Annotated in this window: 13 protein-coding genes; 9 read left to right on the plus strand and 4 right to left on the minus strand. The window is 60.8% G+C overall.

Annotation, left to right across the window (positions count from 1 at the left end):
• Positions 1–39: 39 nt before the first annotated feature.
• Complete coding sequence (gene nudC / locus CLU92_RS19020) at positions 40–879, minus strand: NAD(+) diphosphatase (RefSeq protein WP_101484778.1); 840 nt, start codon at positions 877–879, stop codon at positions 40–42.
• Between the two features lie 292 nt (positions 880–1171).
• On the opposite strand from nudC, the gene CLU92_RS19025 reads away from it, so the two are divergent.
• The 5 genes from CLU92_RS19025 to CLU92_RS19045 all read left to right on the plus strand — a co-directional run bounded on the left by CLU92_RS19025 (position 1172) and on the right by CLU92_RS19045 (position 9792).
• Entirely contained in the window at positions 1172–3514 is a 2343-nt protein-coding gene (locus CLU92_RS19025) for a catecholate siderophore receptor Fiu (protein WP_101483170.1), read from the plus strand.
• A gap of 374 nt (positions 3515–3888) precedes the next feature.
• Complete coding sequence (locus CLU92_RS19030) at positions 3889–5202, plus strand: dicarboxylate/amino acid:cation symporter (protein ID WP_101483171.1); 1314 nt, start codon at positions 3889–3891, stop codon at positions 5200–5202.
• Positions 5203–5310: 108 nt separating this feature from the next.
• Positions 5311–6303, plus strand: a complete 993-nt coding sequence (locus CLU92_RS19035) for a porin (RefSeq protein WP_101483172.1) — start codon at positions 5311–5313, stop codon at positions 6301–6303.
• Positions 6304–6548: 245 nt separating this feature from the next.
• Complete coding sequence (locus tag CLU92_RS19040) at positions 6549–8456, plus strand: ATP-binding protein (RefSeq protein ID WP_101483173.1); 1908 nt, start codon at positions 6549–6551, stop codon at positions 8454–8456.
• A complete protein-coding gene (locus tag CLU92_RS19045; RefSeq protein WP_101483174.1) occupies positions 8449–9792 on the plus strand; it encodes a sigma-54 dependent transcriptional regulator in 1344 nt (447 codons plus the stop codon). Before CLU92_RS19040 ends, CLU92_RS19045 begins: the two co-directional genes overlap by 8 nt.
• Here the strand turns inward: CLU92_RS19045 and CLU92_RS19050 are convergent.
• The gene (locus tag CLU92_RS19050) at positions 9785–10531 is read right to left on the minus strand and encodes a metallophosphoesterase (RefSeq protein WP_101483175.1); all 747 of its coding nucleotides are present in this window, start codon (positions 10529–10531) and stop codon (positions 9785–9787) included. The genes CLU92_RS19045 and CLU92_RS19050 overlap by 8 nt on opposite strands.
• A 255-nt stretch (positions 10532–10786) precedes the next feature.
• Here CLU92_RS19050 and CLU92_RS19055 point away from each other — a divergent pair, with 255 nt between their 5' ends.
• Positions 10787–11635, plus strand: coding sequence for a hypothetical protein (locus CLU92_RS19055; protein WP_101483176.1), 849 nt, complete (start codon positions 10787–10789; stop codon positions 11633–11635).
• Positions 11636–11641: 6 nt separating this feature from the next.
• On the opposite strand, the gene CLU92_RS19060 is transcribed toward CLU92_RS19055, so the two are convergent.
• Positions 11642–12148: a hypothetical protein gene (locus tag CLU92_RS19060; RefSeq protein ID WP_143452624.1), complete on the minus strand. Its 507-nt coding sequence runs from the start codon at positions 12146–12148 to the stop codon at positions 11642–11644.
• Between the two features lie 255 nt (positions 12149–12403).
• Here CLU92_RS19060 and CLU92_RS19065 point away from each other — a divergent pair, with 255 nt between their 5' ends.
• The 3 genes from CLU92_RS19065 (at position 12404) to CLU92_RS19075 (ending at position 17514) form a co-directional block, all read left to right on the plus strand.
• Complete coding sequence (locus tag CLU92_RS19065; RefSeq protein ID WP_101483178.1) at positions 12404–13315, plus strand: ABC transporter ATP-binding protein; 912 nt, start codon at positions 12404–12406, stop codon at positions 13313–13315.
• A gap of 9 nt (positions 13316–13324) precedes the next feature.
• Positions 13325–16906, plus strand: coding sequence for a M1 family aminopeptidase (locus CLU92_RS19070; RefSeq protein ID WP_101483179.1), 3582 nt, complete (start codon positions 13325–13327; stop codon positions 16904–16906).
• 191 nt (positions 16907–17097) lie between these two features.
• The gene (locus CLU92_RS19075; RefSeq protein WP_101483180.1) at positions 17098–17514 is read left to right on the plus strand and encodes a hypothetical protein; all 417 of its coding nucleotides are present in this window, start codon (positions 17098–17100) and stop codon (positions 17512–17514) included.
• Here the strand turns inward: CLU92_RS19075 and CLU92_RS19080 are convergent.
• Positions 17511–17993, minus strand: coding sequence for a DUF1203 domain-containing protein (locus CLU92_RS19080; protein WP_101484779.1), 483 nt, complete (start codon positions 17991–17993; stop codon positions 17511–17513). The genes CLU92_RS19075 and CLU92_RS19080 overlap by 4 nt on opposite strands.
• Positions 17994–18079 lie beyond the last annotated feature (86 nt).

Consider the following 18079-nt stretch of genomic DNA (forward strand, 5'->3'; position numbering starts at 1 on the left):
ATATAGAAAATGCGGCAAGCTGCCCGGGCAGCCCTTGCTTTACGACACTGCCGGCGGGCGGTGCGCTCTCACCAGCAGCGCGGAAATCGACACGCTGGAACTCGCTTCCGGCCAGGCATCGCCGGGGCCGAACCAGCGCGCTTCGGCGATCTCGTTTTCGTCCAGGCGGATCTCGCCATCGAGGTAATCGGCCGTAAACGCGATCATCAGCGAATGGGGAAACGGCCAGGACTGGCTCATGAAGTACTGCAAGTTGTGCACGCGCAAGCCGACCTCTTCCATCACTTCGCGGTGCACGGCTTCCTCGATCGATTCGCCCGCTTCCAGGAAACCGGCCAGCGGGCTGAAACGCTGCGACGGCGAATGCTTGTGCATGGCCAGCAGCACGGAATCGCCCTTGCGGATCAGCACCATCATGGCGGGCGAAATGCGCGGATACGCCAGCATGCCGCAGGCGGCGCACGTAAAGCAGCGTTCGCCACGCGTGCGCCGCATGGGCGCCGCGCACACGCCGCAATGACGGTGCGTGCGCGCCCACTCGGCCAGCTGCACAGCACGGCTGGCAAGGCCCAGGAAGGCATCGTCGACGGCATTGAATAGCGAGCGCATGCCGTGCCAGGCCAGGGGGCCAGCAGCAGGCAAGGCGTCGTCATCCGTCCAGACAGTCTGGCAATAGCGGCCCTGCCACAGGCCCACGGGCTGCGCGCGGCTCAAGTCAATATCGAGCGTGGCCGCCTCGGCGGCAGTGGGCAGGGTCAGCTCGGGCGTACGCAACAGCAAGCGCCCGCGGTGAAAGACAAATGTCAGCGTCTCGGTGGCGGCCGGGGCCGGTTCAGGCGCATCAATCAGGGGCACAAAGGCATCAGGAGTCTGCAGCATGCTGGAAGTCAGTTTGTAAAGGTTGCTCATCATACTCCCGCTGCCAGACGCTTGCGCGCATAGCAGCGGCCGGAGCGCAAAGCAAGCATTCATGCGCCAGGACAGTGTTTTTTTCGCGGTACACCTGATCCGTTGCGTAAACGATACTGATAACGATTCTCATTTACGAAATAGCGCCAAGTTATTACAATAACGCCTCCCGTCTCCATCGCCAGCCACTTGTCCGCGTGCCCAAGCACAGCGGCGCAGAGCCAGCCAGGAACCACTACCCTGACCTTATCGAGAGAGCAAGATGGCAATCAAGAGCCGCAAACACGCCCCTACCCGTTTCAACCAGCACATCGGCGCCGCCCTGGCCGTGATGCTGCTGCCCGTCGCCGCCCAGGCGGCCGACCCGGCCGGCCAAAGTGCCCCGGCATCGCAGCAAACCCTGAACGAAATCAAGGTCGTGGGCTCCAAGGAAAATGATTTCAAGGCCGAAAAAGCCTCGTCGCCGAAATACACGGAAGAGCTGGTCAATACACCGCAAACCATCGTCGTGATCAAGAAGGAATTGATCGAACAGCAAGGCGCGCTGACACTGACGGATGCGCTGCGCAACACGCCGGGCGTAGGCACTTTTTTCCTCGGTGAAAACGGCAACACCAACACGGGCGACGCCGTCTACATGCGTGGTTTCGACTCGTCGGGCAGCATCTATGTCGATGGCGTGCGCGACGTGGGTTCCATCTCGCGCGACGTCTTCAACATCGAACAGATCGACGTGCTGAAGGGCCCGGCGGGCACGGACAGCGGCCGCGGTTCGCCCACCGGTTCGATCAACCTGGTCAGCAAGACGGCCACCATGGAAAACAAATTCAATTCGCTGCTGACCGCGGGTAGCGGCAAGCAAAAACGCGCCACGGCCGACTGGAACCGCATCCTCGACAGCGACTCCGGCACGGCATTGCGCCTGAACCTGATGACGCAGGACAGCGGCGATCCGGCGCGCGATGAAGTCAAGAACAAGCGCTGGGCCTTCGCGCCCACCGTCACCTTCGGCATCGGCAAGCCGACGCGCATCACTGCCAGCTATCTGCACGTGGACCAGAACAACGTGCCCGACGGCGGCGTGCCCACCATCGGCTTGCCAGGCTATTCGACGCCGGACGTCGCCACGAAGGATAAACCGGTCATCCGTAGCTACCTGAACAGCGCTGCCAAGGTCGATCCGAAGAATTTCTACGGCTCCACTGGGGACTACAACAAGGTCAAGGCCGACATGGGCACCCTGCGCATCGACCATGATTTCTCGCCCAACGTGCAGCTCCAGAACACCACGCGCTACGGCAAGACCAAGCAGGACTACCTGCTGACGGCCTTCATGGGCAACACCGCCAACCTGAATACGGAAACGAACGGGGTGAGGAGAGATCCTGCGACCTGGACCCTGGCGCGCTCGCTGCGCACCGTCAAGGACCAGGAAAACACGATTTTGACCAACCAGACCGTGGTCAGCGCACAATTCGACACGGGCGTGCTGAAGCATTCCGTGGTGGCCGGCGCCGAGTTCACCAGCGAAAAGCAGACCAACTACAGCTATGTGCCCGCCAGCCTGGGCAGCTTGCCGGCAGCAAACCTGTACCACCCGAACCCGCGCGACACCGTCACCGGCCACAACCCCGTGCGCAGCGGCGCTTTCACCGAAGGCGAAGTCAACACGCAAAGCCTGTATGTCTTCGACACCGTCAAGTTCGGCGACAAGTGGCTATTCAATGGCGGCGTGCGTTTCGACCATTTCAACACCACCTATGACGCCGTCACCCTGCAAACGGCCGTGACTGCTCCCGCAGTACAGCCATTGCCAGTGGGCACGCCGATTCCTACCCATCTGACCCTGAGCGACACCTTGGCCAACGGCAAGATCTCGGCCATGTACAAGCCGACGCCGGACAGCAGCGTCTACGCCTTGCTGGCCACGTCGAAAGCGCCGCCTGGCGTCAACTTCGCCCTGAGCACCGGCGCCAGCAGCGCGCAAAACCCGAACTATGACCCACAGGAAACCATCACCAAGGAAATCGGTACCAAGTGGGACTTCCTGAAGCAAAAATTGTCGCTGTCGGCCGCCGTCTACCAGACCACCGTCAAGAATGAAGTGGAACAGGACCCTGTCATCTCGACCATTTATTACCAGACCGGCAAGAAGCGCGTGGAAGGCCTGGAACTGGGCGTGGTGGGTGAGATCATGCCGAACTGGCTGGTCAGCGCCGGCTACACGCGCATGAATACCAAGGTCGAGTCGGGCAAGGTCGTCACGGCCAGCGGCGTCAATAACCTCAGCTACACGCCAAAACAGGCGTTCACCAGCTGGACCTCGTACACCCTGCCGTTCGGCCTGAAGATCGGCGGTGGCGCGCGTTACGTGGGTGAAATGCTGCGCGGCACCGATGGCGCCGTCGGCACGCCTGCCCGCGTAGATGCCTACTGGGTCTTCGACGCCATGGCGACCTACACCGTCAACAAAAACCTCGACTTGCAGTTGAACGCCTACAACCTGGCCGACAAGACCTATGTGGCGGCCATCAACAAGTCAGGTTTCCGCTACACCCCGGGCCAGCCCCGCTCGTTCAGCCTGACGGCGAATATCAAGTTCTAAGCACGCATTGCGCCATATCAAGCCCCTCTACGGAGGGGCTTTTTTATTGTCCTGATAATCTTGTCTTTTTACCGCACCCCCACCCTGCCGCGACTAGCGTATGAAAAGTCATACAGCGATAGCCCGCAGCGTCCAATATTTCGCGCAAGCACGCCGAATTGCTACATCCTGACAACAAAAAAGCTACCTTAAATCAACAACTTAAGAAGTTAGGACCCAAATTCTCATTTCAGGCATATCCTTTGCTATGTACAGGTTTTGCTGCAAATAATCGCTAGCACGCAAGGGCTTGTTTTTGAGAAATATTGACTCCAAGCTTGAGTTGCTCGCTATCAATAATCCGCTCACAGCGGCGTTTCACCGGAGGAGTCAACATGAAAAAGAAACGGCCATTAACCCTGTACATCCTGATTGCCATGATCCTCGGCATTGCCGTCGGTTATGGATGCAACACCGCCTTCCCTGATGCCAAGCTCAGCGCTCAGATCGCTGGCAATATTTCCATCGTCACCGACGTCTTCTTGCGCCTGATCAAGATGATCATTGCGCTGCTGGTATTTTCCACCCTGACAGTCGGTATCGCCCACATGGGCGACGGCAAGACAGCGGGCCGCATCGGCTTGAAAGCCATGTGCTGGTTCGTGGTCGCCTCGCTGGTTTCGCTGGCGCTGGGCATGGTGCTGTCGAACCTGATGCAGCTAGGCACCAACCTGGGCTTGCCATTGCCGGACGTACACGCTTCAACCAATTTGAAAACGGCCGCCTTCACCTTGAAAGATTTCTTCACGCATCTGGTGCCGAAATCACCGATCGAGGCCATGGCCAACAATGAGATCCTGCAAGTGCTGGTATTCTCGATCTTCTTCGGCGGCGCACTGGCCGGCCTGGGCGAATCGGGCAAGACCCTGACGGCCGTCGTCGACCAGCTGGCACAAGTCATGCTGCGCATCACCGGCACCATCATGAACCTGGCCCCGCTGGCCGTGTTCGCCGCCATGGCGTCCGTCATCACTACCCACGGCCTGGGCGTGCTGGTCACGTTTGCCAAGTTCATGGGCGGCTTCTACCTGGGCCTGATATGCCTGTGGGCCCTGCTGATCGGCGCCGGCTTTGTCGTCATCGGCCCACGCATCTTCAAGCTCGTCGGCCTGATCCGCGAACCGTTCCTGCTGGCATTCTCGACGGCCAGTTCGGAAGCGGCCTATCCAAAACTGCTGACGGCGCTCGACCAGTTCGGCGTGGACCGCAAGATTTCCAGTTTTGTATTGCCAATGGGCTACTCCTTCAATCTCGATGGCTCGATGATGTACTGCACCTTCGCCGTCCTGTTCATTGCGCAAGCCTACGGTATCGACCTGTCGATCGGGACGCAGATCACCATGCTGCTGCTGCTGATGCTGACCTCGAAAGGCATGGCCGGCGTGCCGCGCGCTTCGCTGGTGGTGATTGCCGCTACCCTGAACCAATTCAATATTCCGGAAGCGGGCTTGCTGCTGCTGATGGGTGTCGACCAATTCCTCGACATGGGCCGTTCGGCCACCAACGCGGTCGGCAATGCCGTCGCCACGGCCGTCGTCGCCAAGTGGGAAGGTGGCCTGGCCACCGAGGAAGAAGCAGCCGCGGCCAACGCCGCCAACCAGAACACGGAAAGCCATTGGGGCGAAGCTGACCACGCTAGCAAAGCCTGATAGCGCCATGGCCCGCCACAAGCGGGCCATTTATTTGTTGTCCATGTTGAGTAACAAGCAGTCAGGTAGTGCGATCAGTAGTCATTCCAACTTATTAGAGAGATTTTCATGAAAAAAGTCCTGTTTACCCTGCTGGCCCTTGGCGCAGCTTCCGGCGGCGCATTGGCTCAATCCAGCGTGACCATCTATGGCGTGGCTGACGCCGGCCTGGTGTTCGACAAGGATGCAGCCGGTGACCGCCTGAACCGCGTCGCTTCCGGCGTCGCCTCGGGCTCGCGCATCGGTTTCAAAGGCAAGGAAGACCTGGGCGGTGGCCTGGCCGCTACCTTCGTGCTGGAAAGCGGTTTCAATATCGACACCGGCACCTCGGGCCAGGGCGGCCTGCTGTTCGGCCGCCAGGCGTATGTCGGCCTGACCGGCAGCGCCGGCGCCGTCACCCTGGGCCGCCAGTACTCGCCGTACTACCTGGCCCTGCGCGACGTGGCCGATCCGTTTGTCATCGGCCTGGCCGGCACGGCATCGAACCTGATGGTGACGAATATCCGCGTCGATAACATGGTGCAATACACCACGCCGACCTGGAGCAAGCTGTCGGCCGACCTGGCGTATGGCTTTGGCGAAGTGGCCGGCGACAATGCGAAAAACCGCAGCATGGGCGGCGCCGTGCATTACATCGACGGCCCGCTGAACGTGACCCTGACGCACCACCGCAAGGAAAATGCGCTGGCGACCGCACAAACGCGCAACACCCTGCTGGCCACGCGCTACGACTTTGGCGTGCTGCAAGGTAACTTCGGCTACGCCGACAACCGCGCCATCGACAACAGCAAGAGCAACGACATCCTGGTCGGCTTCAGCGCCCCGTTCGGCGCCACCAAGCTGGTCGCGTCGTACATCCGCCACAACGACAAGAGCAATGCAAACCGTGACGCCCAGCAGTGGGCCATCGGCGCGTTCTACGCCCTGTCCAAGCGCAGCGACCTGTACACCGGTTACGGTCACATCAGCAACAAGAACGGCGCTACCTTCGTCGTTGGCAATGCCACCGACAATGGCACCGGCAACAGCGGTTTCAACTTAGGCATGCGCCACACTTTCTAAGGACGTCGGCCAAAATCTACTGCGCGGCGCGCTTTGCGGCCGGCGATGCTCACCGTACGGAAGTACGGTTGCGCTTCTCGGCCACAAATCACTGCCGCTCGCTACGATTTTGTCGGACGTCGTGATGTTCGTGAAATATGCGTCAAGCACGCTGCTGGCCGCCGGATTACTTTCCGGCGGCTTTTTTTATATTGAGATCATCAAGATGCGATACTGTGGGTTCTTGCAAGTTGGTAGCTGATTTTATGCATAGCAGTAACAAACCCTCCCTTTCCTGGCGCCAGCGCCTGTCGCAACGGTCGGGCCGCGAAACGCTGGCCTGGGGCGTGGTGCTGGCCGCCTGCCTGGCCACCGTGTGGCTCGTGTATTTCTGGACGGAACGCATCGCCATTGGCAAACTGCAAGCCAGCGGCGCACAGCGCCTGGAGGTGTATGTCAGCAGCCTGGAAAATGCGCTGGAAAAATACGACTTCCTGCCCAAGACCCTGGAGCTGAACCGCGACGTGATCCGTTTGCTGCAGCACCCGGAAGACCCGGTGCTGGTCGATACGGTCAACCATTACCTCGAGCAAATGAACGCCCAGGCGAAATCCTCGACCATTTTCATCAGCAACCTCGACGGCAACACGCGGGCCGCCAGCAACTGGCAGCAGCCAGACAGCTTTATTGGCGACAATATCTCATTCCGCCCCTACGCCCAGGATGCGCTACGCGGCACGCCGGGCCGCTTCTATGGCGTGGGCACGACGCGCCTGGAGCCCGGCTACTTCTTTGCCCATGGCATCTACCAGAATGGCCACATGCTGGGCCTGGCTACCGTAAAGGTGAACCTGGAAACCCTGGAAAAACGCTGGGTGCAGGGCGCGGACAAGGTCATGCTGGCCGATGAGCACGGCGTGATCTTCCTGAGCTCCATGGCGGACTGGAAATACAAGACGCTGGCACCGCTGTCGCCCGCCATCGTCGAGGAACTCAACCGCACGCGCCAGTATTACTCGAAGCAGCTCGAAGCGATCCCCTTCGTTTCCGACCGGCAGTTGGGCAATGGCGCGCGCGTGATCAGCGTGCGCGAGCAGGAACATGCCGATACGCCACCAAAGACCAGCTCCAGCGTCATGACGCAGATCAAGCTGAAGTCGCCGCAAGGCTGGACCTTCATCTATTTGTCCGACCTGGCACAGGCGAAAGCCAGCGCGCGCGCGGCGGCCGCCTTCTCGTGCGTGCTGCTGGGCTTTTTCATGCTGCTGTTCTTTTACCTGCGCCAGCGCCGCGCGGCCGTGGCGCAAAAATTGCGCGCCCGCGAAGACTTGCAGCATGCCTACGACAACCTGGAAGCCATGGTCGAGGAACGCACCTCGGAACTCAATGCCATGACACAAAGCCTGAGCCAGGAAATCGAGGTACGCAGCAAGGCCGAGCAGAAACTCCACATCACGCAGAATGAACTTTTCCAGGCCGGCAAGATGGCCGTGCTGGGGCAGATGTCGGCCAGCATCACGCATGAATTGAACCAGCCACTGACGGCGCTGCGCACCATGTCCGATAATGCCGTCATCCTGCTCGAGCGGGGGCGGCTCGACGACGCGCGGCGCAACCTGGCGAAGATCTCGCAAATTGCGGCCAGGATGGGGACCATTACGGGTCAATTGAAGATTTTTGCGCGAAAATCAACGACCAGCCTGACCTCCGTATCGATACCCACGGCGATCAGCAACGCCCTGTTCCTGGTCGAGCGCCGGCTGCAGGTTGAAAATGTGCGTTTCACCCTGCAACTGCCGCCCGAAGACATCTTCGCCATGTGCGAAAGCAACCGCCTGGAACAGGTGCTGGTGAACCTGTATGCGAACGCACTCGATGCCATGAATGGCAGCGACGTGCGCAGCCTGCGCGTGTCCGTCGAATGCACGTCGGAGCACGTCCTGATCCACGTGGCCGACACGGGGCCGGGCCTGTCGACGGAAGTGTATGAACACCTGTTCGAACCGTTCTTCACAACAAAACCGCAAGGACTGGGACTGGGCCTGGGACTGGCCATTTCCGAACAGATCACGCGCCAGTTCGGCGGCGTGCTGCGCGCCGAAAACGCCCCCGGCGGCGGCGCCATCTTCACCATCGAACTACAGATTGCAACGCAGGAGGAAAAACATGTTTGACGGCTTGAAGGTCCTGCTGGTCGAAGACGACCCCACCGTACGCGAAGGCAGCGAGCAGGCATTGCAGTTGGCCGGCCTGGACGTGCTGGCGTTTCACTCGGCCGAGCTGGCCTATAAACTGCTGACGCCGGATTTTCCCGGCATCGTGGTCAGCGACGTGCGCCTGCCCGGCATGAGCGGCCTGGAATTGCTGCAAGCGGTCAAGACACTCGATGCCAACCTGCCCGTGATCCTCGTCACGGGCCATGGCGACATCACCATGGCCGTGCACGCCATGCGCACGGGCGCCTACGATTTCATCGAAAAACCGTATTCATCTGACCAGCTGGTCGATGTCATCCTGCGCGCGCTGGAAACGCGGCGCCTGACCCTGGAAGTGCACAGCCTGCGCCGCCAGCTCGAGGACGGCGGCGGCATCGAAGCGCGCTTATTGGGAAATTCCGTGGCGATGCGCGACATACGGCGTTTGATACTCGACGTTGCCGACGAACCAGCCGACGTACTGATCTATGGCGATACCGGCACGGGCAAGGAAATGGTGGCCCGCTGCCTGCACGACTTCAGCCACCGCCGCAAGCACAACTTCGTCGCCGTCAACTGCGGCGCGATTCCCGAAAGCATTTTCGAGAGCGAAGTCTTCGGCCACGAACCGGGCGCATTCACGGGCGCGGCCAAGCGGCAGGTGGGCAAAATAGAGCACGCGGACCAGGGCACTTTTTTCCTCGACGAAATCGAAAGCCTGCCCCTGTCCTTGCAAGTGAAATTGCTGCGCGTGTTGCAGGAACGCTATATCGAACGGCTTGGTTCCAACGTGCCCATGCCCGTCGATGTGCGCGTCATCGCAGCGGCCAAACTGGACCTGGAAGACTTGTCGCAGCAGCAGAAATTCCGCAGCGACCTGTACTATCGCCTGAATCTGATCGTGCTGCATCTGCCGCCCTTGCGCGAACGGCGCGAAGACATTCCCATCCTGTTCGAGCACTTCGTGCTGGCCGCCGCCGCCCGCTACAACCGCACCGCGCCCGTGGTCTCCAGCGCGCAGATGCGCAGCCTGATGGCCCATTCCTGGCCGGGCAATGTGCGCGAGCTGCGCAATATCGCCGACCGCTTCGTGCTGGGTATCGCCGGTGGCGCCTCGAGCCTGCTGGCGGGCAGCCAGGCCAGTCCCTTGTCGCTGGCGGAGCAAGTGAACGGCTTCGAACGTGCATTGATTGAGCAGGAACTACGCGCATATTCCGGCAACGTCAGCGAAGTGAGCACGGTGCTCGGCTTGCCGAAACAGACCTTGTACCACAAGATGCAGAAGTACAATCTGGTGGCCGAAGAGTTCAGATAGGCACGCCGACACGGCCCGTGCGCAGAGGCACGACCCAGTCGGGCCGGCCGTTCGCCAGCGCCAGCCGGGCCGCTGTTTCCCAGTCATACGCCACCGCATGCAACTGCGCTGCCCAGGCGCCATCCGCGTCCTGTTCAACGATGGCATAGCGCGCATGCGGCGTGCCGGTTTCCATCACGTGCGGATAACCATGGTCGTCGTCGTAGGCTTGCAAGCCGACGCTGCCCGGGTTGACGATCAGCCGTCCATCGGCCAGGCGTACCTGGCGCGGCATATGCGTGTGGCCGCACAGGATCAATGCCGCGTCCGCCGTCCCGGCGCGTTCGGCCACCTCTTCCGGCGTAGCCGCGCGGCTGCCTTGCGGCGTCACGCTGTCGAGAAAATACACGAGGTCGCTTTGTGGCGTGCCATGCACGAGCAGCACATCGGGGCGCAAGCGCAAGGTGGCGGGCAGCGCGTCTATCCACGCGAGTTGTTCGGGCAACAGCTGCGCGCGTGCAAAGGCATCAGAGACGCCCATGCGCACCGGGCCACCGAACAACTGGCGTTCGTGGTTGCCGCGGATGGTGGGCAAGCCGAGACCCATCAGGCGCGCCGCCGTGGCGCGCGGCTGCAGATGGCCCGAGACGATATCGCCCAGGTTGACAGTGACGTCGACCCCGTGGCGGGCGATGTCGGCCAGCACGGCCTCCAGTGCATCCAGGTTACCGTGGATATCGGAAATGGCGGCGATTCTCATGCAATGTCTCCTCTTCTTGCACACCATTCTGCACGCGTCCAGCGTTGCAGACAATGTCAGCACACAGAAATCAGCCCGGCAAGCGGGGCGGGCCCAGCTACCAGTTATTACGCATAGTAGGACAAATCCGACGGTAATTTGCGCCGTGCGGCTACGTGGTTCAAATGTAACAATTGCTACCATTTCCTCATTGCATTAACCCGTAGGTCGCCCCAGCGTCGCGGCCCACCTATCATCTTTCCGAGGAGTAGTCCCATGTTTGTTACGCCCGTCCCCGCCCGCCTGTCCCCACCCCGTTTGCGCCATCTCGCCTTGCGCGGGAGCATGATGCTGGGCGTGCTGGGCATTGCCACGGCGGCCGCCACGGCGCGGGCCGAGCCATCGCCCACCCTGGACCGCGTCAGCATTTCGGTAGGGGCGTTTTCCGCCGATCCGCGCATCAATATCGGCGCCGATACACAGTTTGGCCGCATCGACGCACCCGAATCAAAGCCCAGCCATACCACCATCCCGCGCATCAAGGCGGACTTGCTGATCGGCGACCGCCATGGCCTGGCATTCGACTACTACCGCTACGACAAATCCTACACGCCAAGCCTGACCGGCGAGACCATCATCAATGGTCAGCCCGTCACGGGCACGGCCACGGCGGATGCGGATCTGAAACTGGACCTGGCCAAGCTGGCCTATAAATGGTGGCTGGGCAGCGGCAACGACACCTTCGGCATCGGCCTGGGCGCCGCCTACTACCATGCCAACCTGAACGGCACGGCCACCGGCGTGGTAAATGGCGAAACGGCCACGGCGCGTGATTCCATCGGCGAGCACGCGTTCGCGCCCCTGCTGGAAGTGGGCTGGCGCCACGCCTTCACACCGGACTTGCGCATGTATGCGGAAGCGTCGGGCATCAAGAAAAACGGTGGGCGCATCAACGGCCACATTTACGGCGGTAATGTCGGCGTGGAATGGTTTCCGTTCAAGAATATCGGTTTCGTGGCCGATTACGGCATCTCGAAAATCAAGCTGCACCGCGACAGCGAACGCGATGCCGACCTGAACATCCGCCTGACGGGACCGTCGGCATATGTGAAAGTACGCTTCTAAACCGGCTCAGGCCGCCGGTTTCAGCAGAGTTAGCTGAAATTGCGGCAGGCTGGCATCGTCCCATGCTTCGACCCTGGCAAACGGCAGGCGCGCAAACGCCTGCCGCCAGAATGCATTCGCATGCGCATCGGCGCGAAACGTGGCCACCAGCCACGTCTGCGCGCTGCCCAGCAGCACCCGGCACACCACTTCCAGCGCCACGCCCCGGCGCCGGTATTTCTTCAGAATAAAAAAGTCGCTGAACTCCTGCACGGCCAGCCCGCCCGCCATGCCGGGTTCCGTGATGAAAAAGCCCGCCAGTTCGCCATCGACCTCGATCCAGCTGGCCGTATGGCCGGCTGCGTGCACATACGACGCCAGCCCCGCGTCGCACACGTCGTAGCGACCGTCGGCCAGCAGCGCCTCGCCGCTCCAGGCCGAATTATCGTAGCAATACAGCTGGAACAGCTGCGCCAGCGCTCCCTCTTCGCCGGGCGCAACGGCGCGCAATGTCATGTTCTGTACTACCGGCATAATTTCGTCTTTCCGCCACTTGGCGTCGCTGAGTTGGCGAGTGTAGCACCGCGTCACTCATCCCTCCCACCTGCATTTCAGGCCAGAATTTTCGCCCTTTGTCGCAAAAACATTAATTTTCTCCCAATTGGTTATATATTATTGTTTTTAAGTAACATCCGCCATCGCGGCTGAAAAACAAGGGTGATCCCCTTCCTCAGACCGGCAGACAGGTATCTGCCGGCTTTCATACCCAAGCTCTGGAGAGTGCTGCACATGCTATCGATCAAACAGCTGAACAAAACGTATGCCAATGGCGTCAAGGCCATCAACGATGTCAGCCTGGAGATTCCCAACGGAATGTTCGGCTTGCTGGGACCGAATGGCGCAGGCAAGTCCTCGCTGATGCGTACCATTGCCACTTTGCAAGATCCCGATAGCGGCAGCATCCATTTCGATGGCGTCGATGTGCTCAAGGACAAGGCAGGCCTGCGCCGCCAGCTGGGCTATCTGCCGCAGGATTTCGGCGTGTATCCGAAGGTCAGCGCGGAAACCTTGCTCAACCACTTTGCCGTCTTGAAAGGTTTGACAGAAAAGGGAGCGCGCAAGGAAGCCGTGGAAGCCTTGTTACAGCAAACCAATCTGTGGGAAGCACGCAAGCGCAACCTGGGCACGTATTCGGGCGGCATGCGCCAGCGCTTCGGCATCGCCCAGGCGCTGCTGGGCGCGCCGCGCCTGGTGATCGTCGATGAGCCCACTGCCGGCCTGGATCCGGACGAGCGCAACCGCTTCCTGAACCTGCTGGCGAAAATCGGCGAGCAAGTGGTGGTGATTCTGTCGACGCACATCGTCGACGACGTGACGGACCTGTGCCCGCGCATGGCCATGATCGTCAAGGGGCAGGTGCTGGTGCAGGGCGAGCCGCAGGCGGCCATCGACACCTTGCACGGCAAGGTCTGGCGCCGCAGCGTCACGACGGAAGAACTGGCGCAGTACCAGCAAACCTTGAACGTGCTGTCGACGCGCCTGGTGGGCGGCAAGCCGCAAATCAATGTGTTTGCCGACAGCCAGCCCGACAGCGGCTTCGTGCAGATCGCCGCAGACCTGGAAGACGTGTACTTCCTGCACGTGCGCAATGCTGCCCGCCACAGCGCCGCCGCGCCGGCCGCAATCGCAGTCGCAGCGTAAGGGGCCGCCATGTGGAAGGAATTTTTCAAGTTTGACCTCGGCTATCAGCTGAAACAGCCGCTGCTGTGGGTGTTTGCCGTCATCATGGCCCTGATGGCCTTTGGCGCTACCACCAGCGACTCGGTGCAGATCGGCGGCGCCATCGGCAACGTCAACCGCAACGCCCCCACCGTGGTGGCGCAGATGCTGGGCATCTTCAGCCTGCTGGCGATGCTGCTCGTCACCGTCTTCATCGCCGGCGCCGTGCTGCGCGACAGCGAAGTCGGCATGGCCGACATGCTGTTCGCCACGCCCATGCGCAAGTGGGACTACCTGTTCGGCCGTTTCGCCGCCGGCTTTGCCGCCTGCCTGGTGATCTTCATCGCCATTGCCCTGGCCACCATGCTCGGCCCCGTCATGCCCTGGGTCGATGCGCAGCGCGTGGGCGCCTTCTCGCTGCACACTTACGCCTGGAGCTTTGCCGTCATCGTCATCCCGAACCTGCTCTTCATCGGCGCCCTGCTGATGTTGCTGGCGGCCACCACGCGCTCGATGATGCTCGTGTACGTGGGCGTGCTGGGCTTTTTCGTGCTGTGGGCCATGGCCGGCGTATTTACGCGCGACATCAACAATGAATGGTATGCCGTCCTGCTCGACCCGTTCGGTTTGCGCGCCTTCGGCCGCATGACGCGCTACTTCACTGCCGCCGAGTCGAATGCGACCCTGCCGCCCCTGTCCGGCTACCTGCTGGCCAACCGCGCCCTGTGGCTGGGCATCACCGCCGTGCTGTTTGCCGCCACCGTGTTCCTCTTCAAGCCGCAGCGCACGGGCACTGGCAAGCGCCTGTTCGGCAAGCACAAGGCACAGGCAGCCGCGCCGGCCGTCGCTGCGCCGCTGCACCTGCCGCGCAGCATCCCCACGTTTACCCCGGCGACAGCCTGGCGCCAGTGGTGGCAAATCCTGCGCTTCGACGCGGCGGGCGTCTTCAAGAGCCTGCCCTTTCTCGTCATGCTGCTGTTCGGCATCATCAACCTGATCGCCGGCTCCAGCGTGGCCAAGAACATGTATGGCACGGCCGTGTATCCGATGACGCATCTGATGTTGCAAAGTATCAGCAACAGCTTCAGCTTCCTGTTGATCATCATCGTCACTTTCTATGCGGGCGAACTGATCTTCAAGGAGCGCCAGGTGAAGATCGCCGACGTCAGCGATGCCATGCCAGTGCCCGGCTGGGTGCCCCTGCTGGCCAAATGCACGGCCTTGGTCGGCGTCATCGCCGGCTACCTGCTGGCGGGTGTTGTCACCGCCATCGGTTTCCAGCTTTACAAGGGTGGCGCGCCCGTGGAACTGGGGCTCTACCTGAAAGGCACCTTGCTGGGTGCCCTCTTCTTCGTGCTGATGGGCTTGTGCGCCCTCACCCTGCAAGTGTTGTCGAATAACAAGTTCATCGGCTATTTGCTGGTAATCCTGCTGATGGTGGCGCAAGCCGTGCTGGGCATGCTGCACCTGGAGCACAATCTGTACGCCTTTGGCGGCATGCCGGCCATCAAGTATTCGGACATGAATGGCTATGGCCACTTCCTGACGGGCTGGGCCTGGTTTGCGCTGTACTGGAGCTTGTTCACTGTGGCGCTGGTGATGCTGGCGCAGGCATTCTGGGTGCGCGGCCTGTCCGCCGACTGGCGTGCGCGCATGCGTCTGGCGGGGCAGCGCCTGAACGGCCGTGCCGGCGCCGCGCTGGCCGCAGTCCTGCTGTGCTGGGCGGGTACGGGTGGCTGGATCTTCTACAACACGAACGTGCTGAACCAGTACGAACCGTCGAACATCGGCATGGACAAGCAGGCCCGCTACGAGAAATTGTACAAACAATACAAGGACTTGCCGCAGCCGAAGATCACGGATGTCCAGGCCGGCGTGGATATTTATCCTGAGCAACGTAAAGTGTTGATCAAGGGCCACTACGTGCTGCAGAACAAGGCAGAACAAGCGCTCGACACCCTGCGCATCCAGCTCAACCCGGACCTGGAAACGCACTGGTTGAACTTGCCTGAGCATAAGGTGATGCTGGACGACAAGGAGCTTGGCTTCAGCATCCTCAAGCTGGCCCAGCCCCTGGCGCCGGGCGCCACCCTGCCGCTGGACTTCACGGTGGCGGTCACGCACCATGGTTTCACCAACGACGGCGCGCCGGACCAGGTCAACCTGAACGGCACCTTCTTCAATAACCAGAGCTTCTTCCCCCACTTCGGCTATGCGCAGCACATGGAATTGACGGATCGCAACGAGCGGCGCAAGCGCGGCCTGGGCGAACCGCAGCGCATGGCCAAGCTGGAAGACAAGTCGGCCTACGGCAACACCGTCTTTGGCAATGAAGCGGACTGGATCAATTTCGACACCACCGTCTCCACCAGCGGCGAGCAGATAGCGCTGGCGCCTGGCTACCTGCAGGCAAGCTGGGAAAAGGATGGCCGCCGCTATTACCGCTACAAGATGGACCAGCCGATGATGCCGTTCTTTGCCTACCTGTCGGCGCGCTGGGAAGTCAAAAAAGGCGAGTGGCACGGCTTGCCGATCGAAATTTACTTCGATAAAAAGCATGGCTACAACACGGATCGCATGATTACCTCCGTGCAAAAGTCGCTCGACTATTACAGCACCGAGTTCACGCCCTACCAGGCCAAGCAGGTACGCATCCTGGAATTCCCCGGCTACCAGAGCTTCGCGCAGTCTTTTGCCAATACCATTCCATATTCGGAGGGCATCGGCTTCATCGCCGACCTGCGCGACAAGGATGATATCGACTACGTGTTTTACGTCACGGCCCATGAAATGGCGCACCAATGGTGGGGCCACCAGGTCATCGGCGCCAACGTGCAGGGTGCCACCATGCTGATGGAATCGCTGTCGCAGTACTCGGCGCTGATGGTGATGGAAAAGGAATACGGCCGCGAAAAAATGCGCCGCTTCCTGCGCTATGAACTGGACCGCTACCTGAGCGGGCGCGGCGGCGAAGCCATCGAGGAACAGCCGCTGGCGCGCGTGGAAGGACAGCAATACATCCACTACAACAAAGGCAGCCTGGTGTTCTACCGCCTGCGCGACGAAATTGGCGAGAAAGCCCTGAACCGCGCCCTGAAACGCTATCTGCAGGACAAGGGCTACCAGCAGGCTCCCTTCACCACCACCCTGGAACTGCTGGCCTACATCCGCGCCGAAGCGCCGCAGGACAAGCAGGCACTGATCACGGACCTGTTCGAGAAAATCGTCTTCTACGACAACCGTGTGACGCAAGCGTCGGCCGTGCAGCGCAAGGATGGCCAGTGGGATGTCACCATGAAGCTGCATCTGGCCAAGCTGGAGTCCGACGGCAAGGGCAAGGAAAGTCCGCGCGCCTATGACGAGCCGGTGGAAATCGCCATCTTCGCGCGACCTGTGGGCGGCAAGGAAAAGGATGAAAAAGTTCTGTTCACGGACAAGCGCGTGTTGTCAGGCAGCGACCCGGTCATCACCATCACGGTGAAGGACAAACCGTTCGAAGTGGGCGTCGATCCGTACAACAAGATGATCGATCGCGTCTCACGCGATAACCGCAAGGAAGTCAGTGTGAACTAAGGCTTCAATGCAACCTTGATCCAACGCAAACCGGTCGCGCATTCGATGAGTGCGCGACCGTTTTTTATGTGCAATCAAGCCGGGGGATACCGGCCGTGCACGCTGCCGTACAAGCGCATGGCAGCAGCTGGCGTAAGATAGACGGCACGGCCATCGCCTGGTTTTGATCCACCTTCATAGGAAAATTTCATATGCTGCATCGTCACCTGCCCATCCGCACCAGCCTGCTGCTGGCGGCCCTCGTCTTTACAACGCCCGCCTGGAGCGCGGATCCTGTCCACAAGGAAAACGTCGAATTGACGGCGGGAAAAAACGCGCACAGCGTGAAAGGCAAGATCAAGGGCTACGCCACGGCCGAGTACACCTTGACTGGCAAGGCTGGCCAGACTCTCAGCGTCAAGCTCAAGACCAATCAATCATCGAATTACTTCAACATCCGCCAGGCAGGCCAGGATGAAGCCCTGTTCATTGGCTCGACCAGCGGCAACAGTTTCCAGGCGCAACTGCCGGCCGATGGCGAGTACACGGTGCAGGTGTATTTGATGCGCAACGCGGCGCGCAGGAATGCGGTGGCCAGCTACAGCCTGGAGATGGGCTTGCGCGATTAAGCCAGGGAGCGGCCAACGCGGTCGATGCGGCCAGCATAACAACCCCGCTTGGCATTGTGGACGTGGATATAACTGACGTCTGCATTGCCGAATAATTGGACAATGACGGCTTCCACGCCGGTGCCGTTCACTACCTCAGCATCGAGCATCATGCCGTCGGCGGAATAGGCGCGCAGCGACAACAAACGCCGCCGCATTGATTCCGGCACTTGATTGATGGCATCGTACGCTTGCCTGCTGCCCTCGCGCACAAAAATGGCGTGGGAAGCCCGGTAGGGCGTCATGGCGGGCTGGCACACATGATTCAATAGCAGCACGGTCTCGCCAAGCTCGGCGTCCACCAGCGCTATGCGGTCAGGAAATCCGGGGTGTTGGTCGACCACGTAGCGCCGCATGCCGAGCACCGTTAATTCGGCATCGGACAGGGGAAAAAGGGGCAGAAAAGGCTCGGGCGAGAGCCCCGTAATGCGAAAATCCATGCTGTTCTCCGGCGTCGTCAAAACCACCATCAGACCCGTATCCGGACAACGCCGCTATCCGCTTCTTGCTATGGAATGTGAGCATG

The organism is Janthinobacterium sp. 61 (assembly GCF_002846335.1).
Lineage (GTDB): Bacteria > Pseudomonadota > Gammaproteobacteria > Burkholderiales > Burkholderiaceae_D > Janthinobacterium.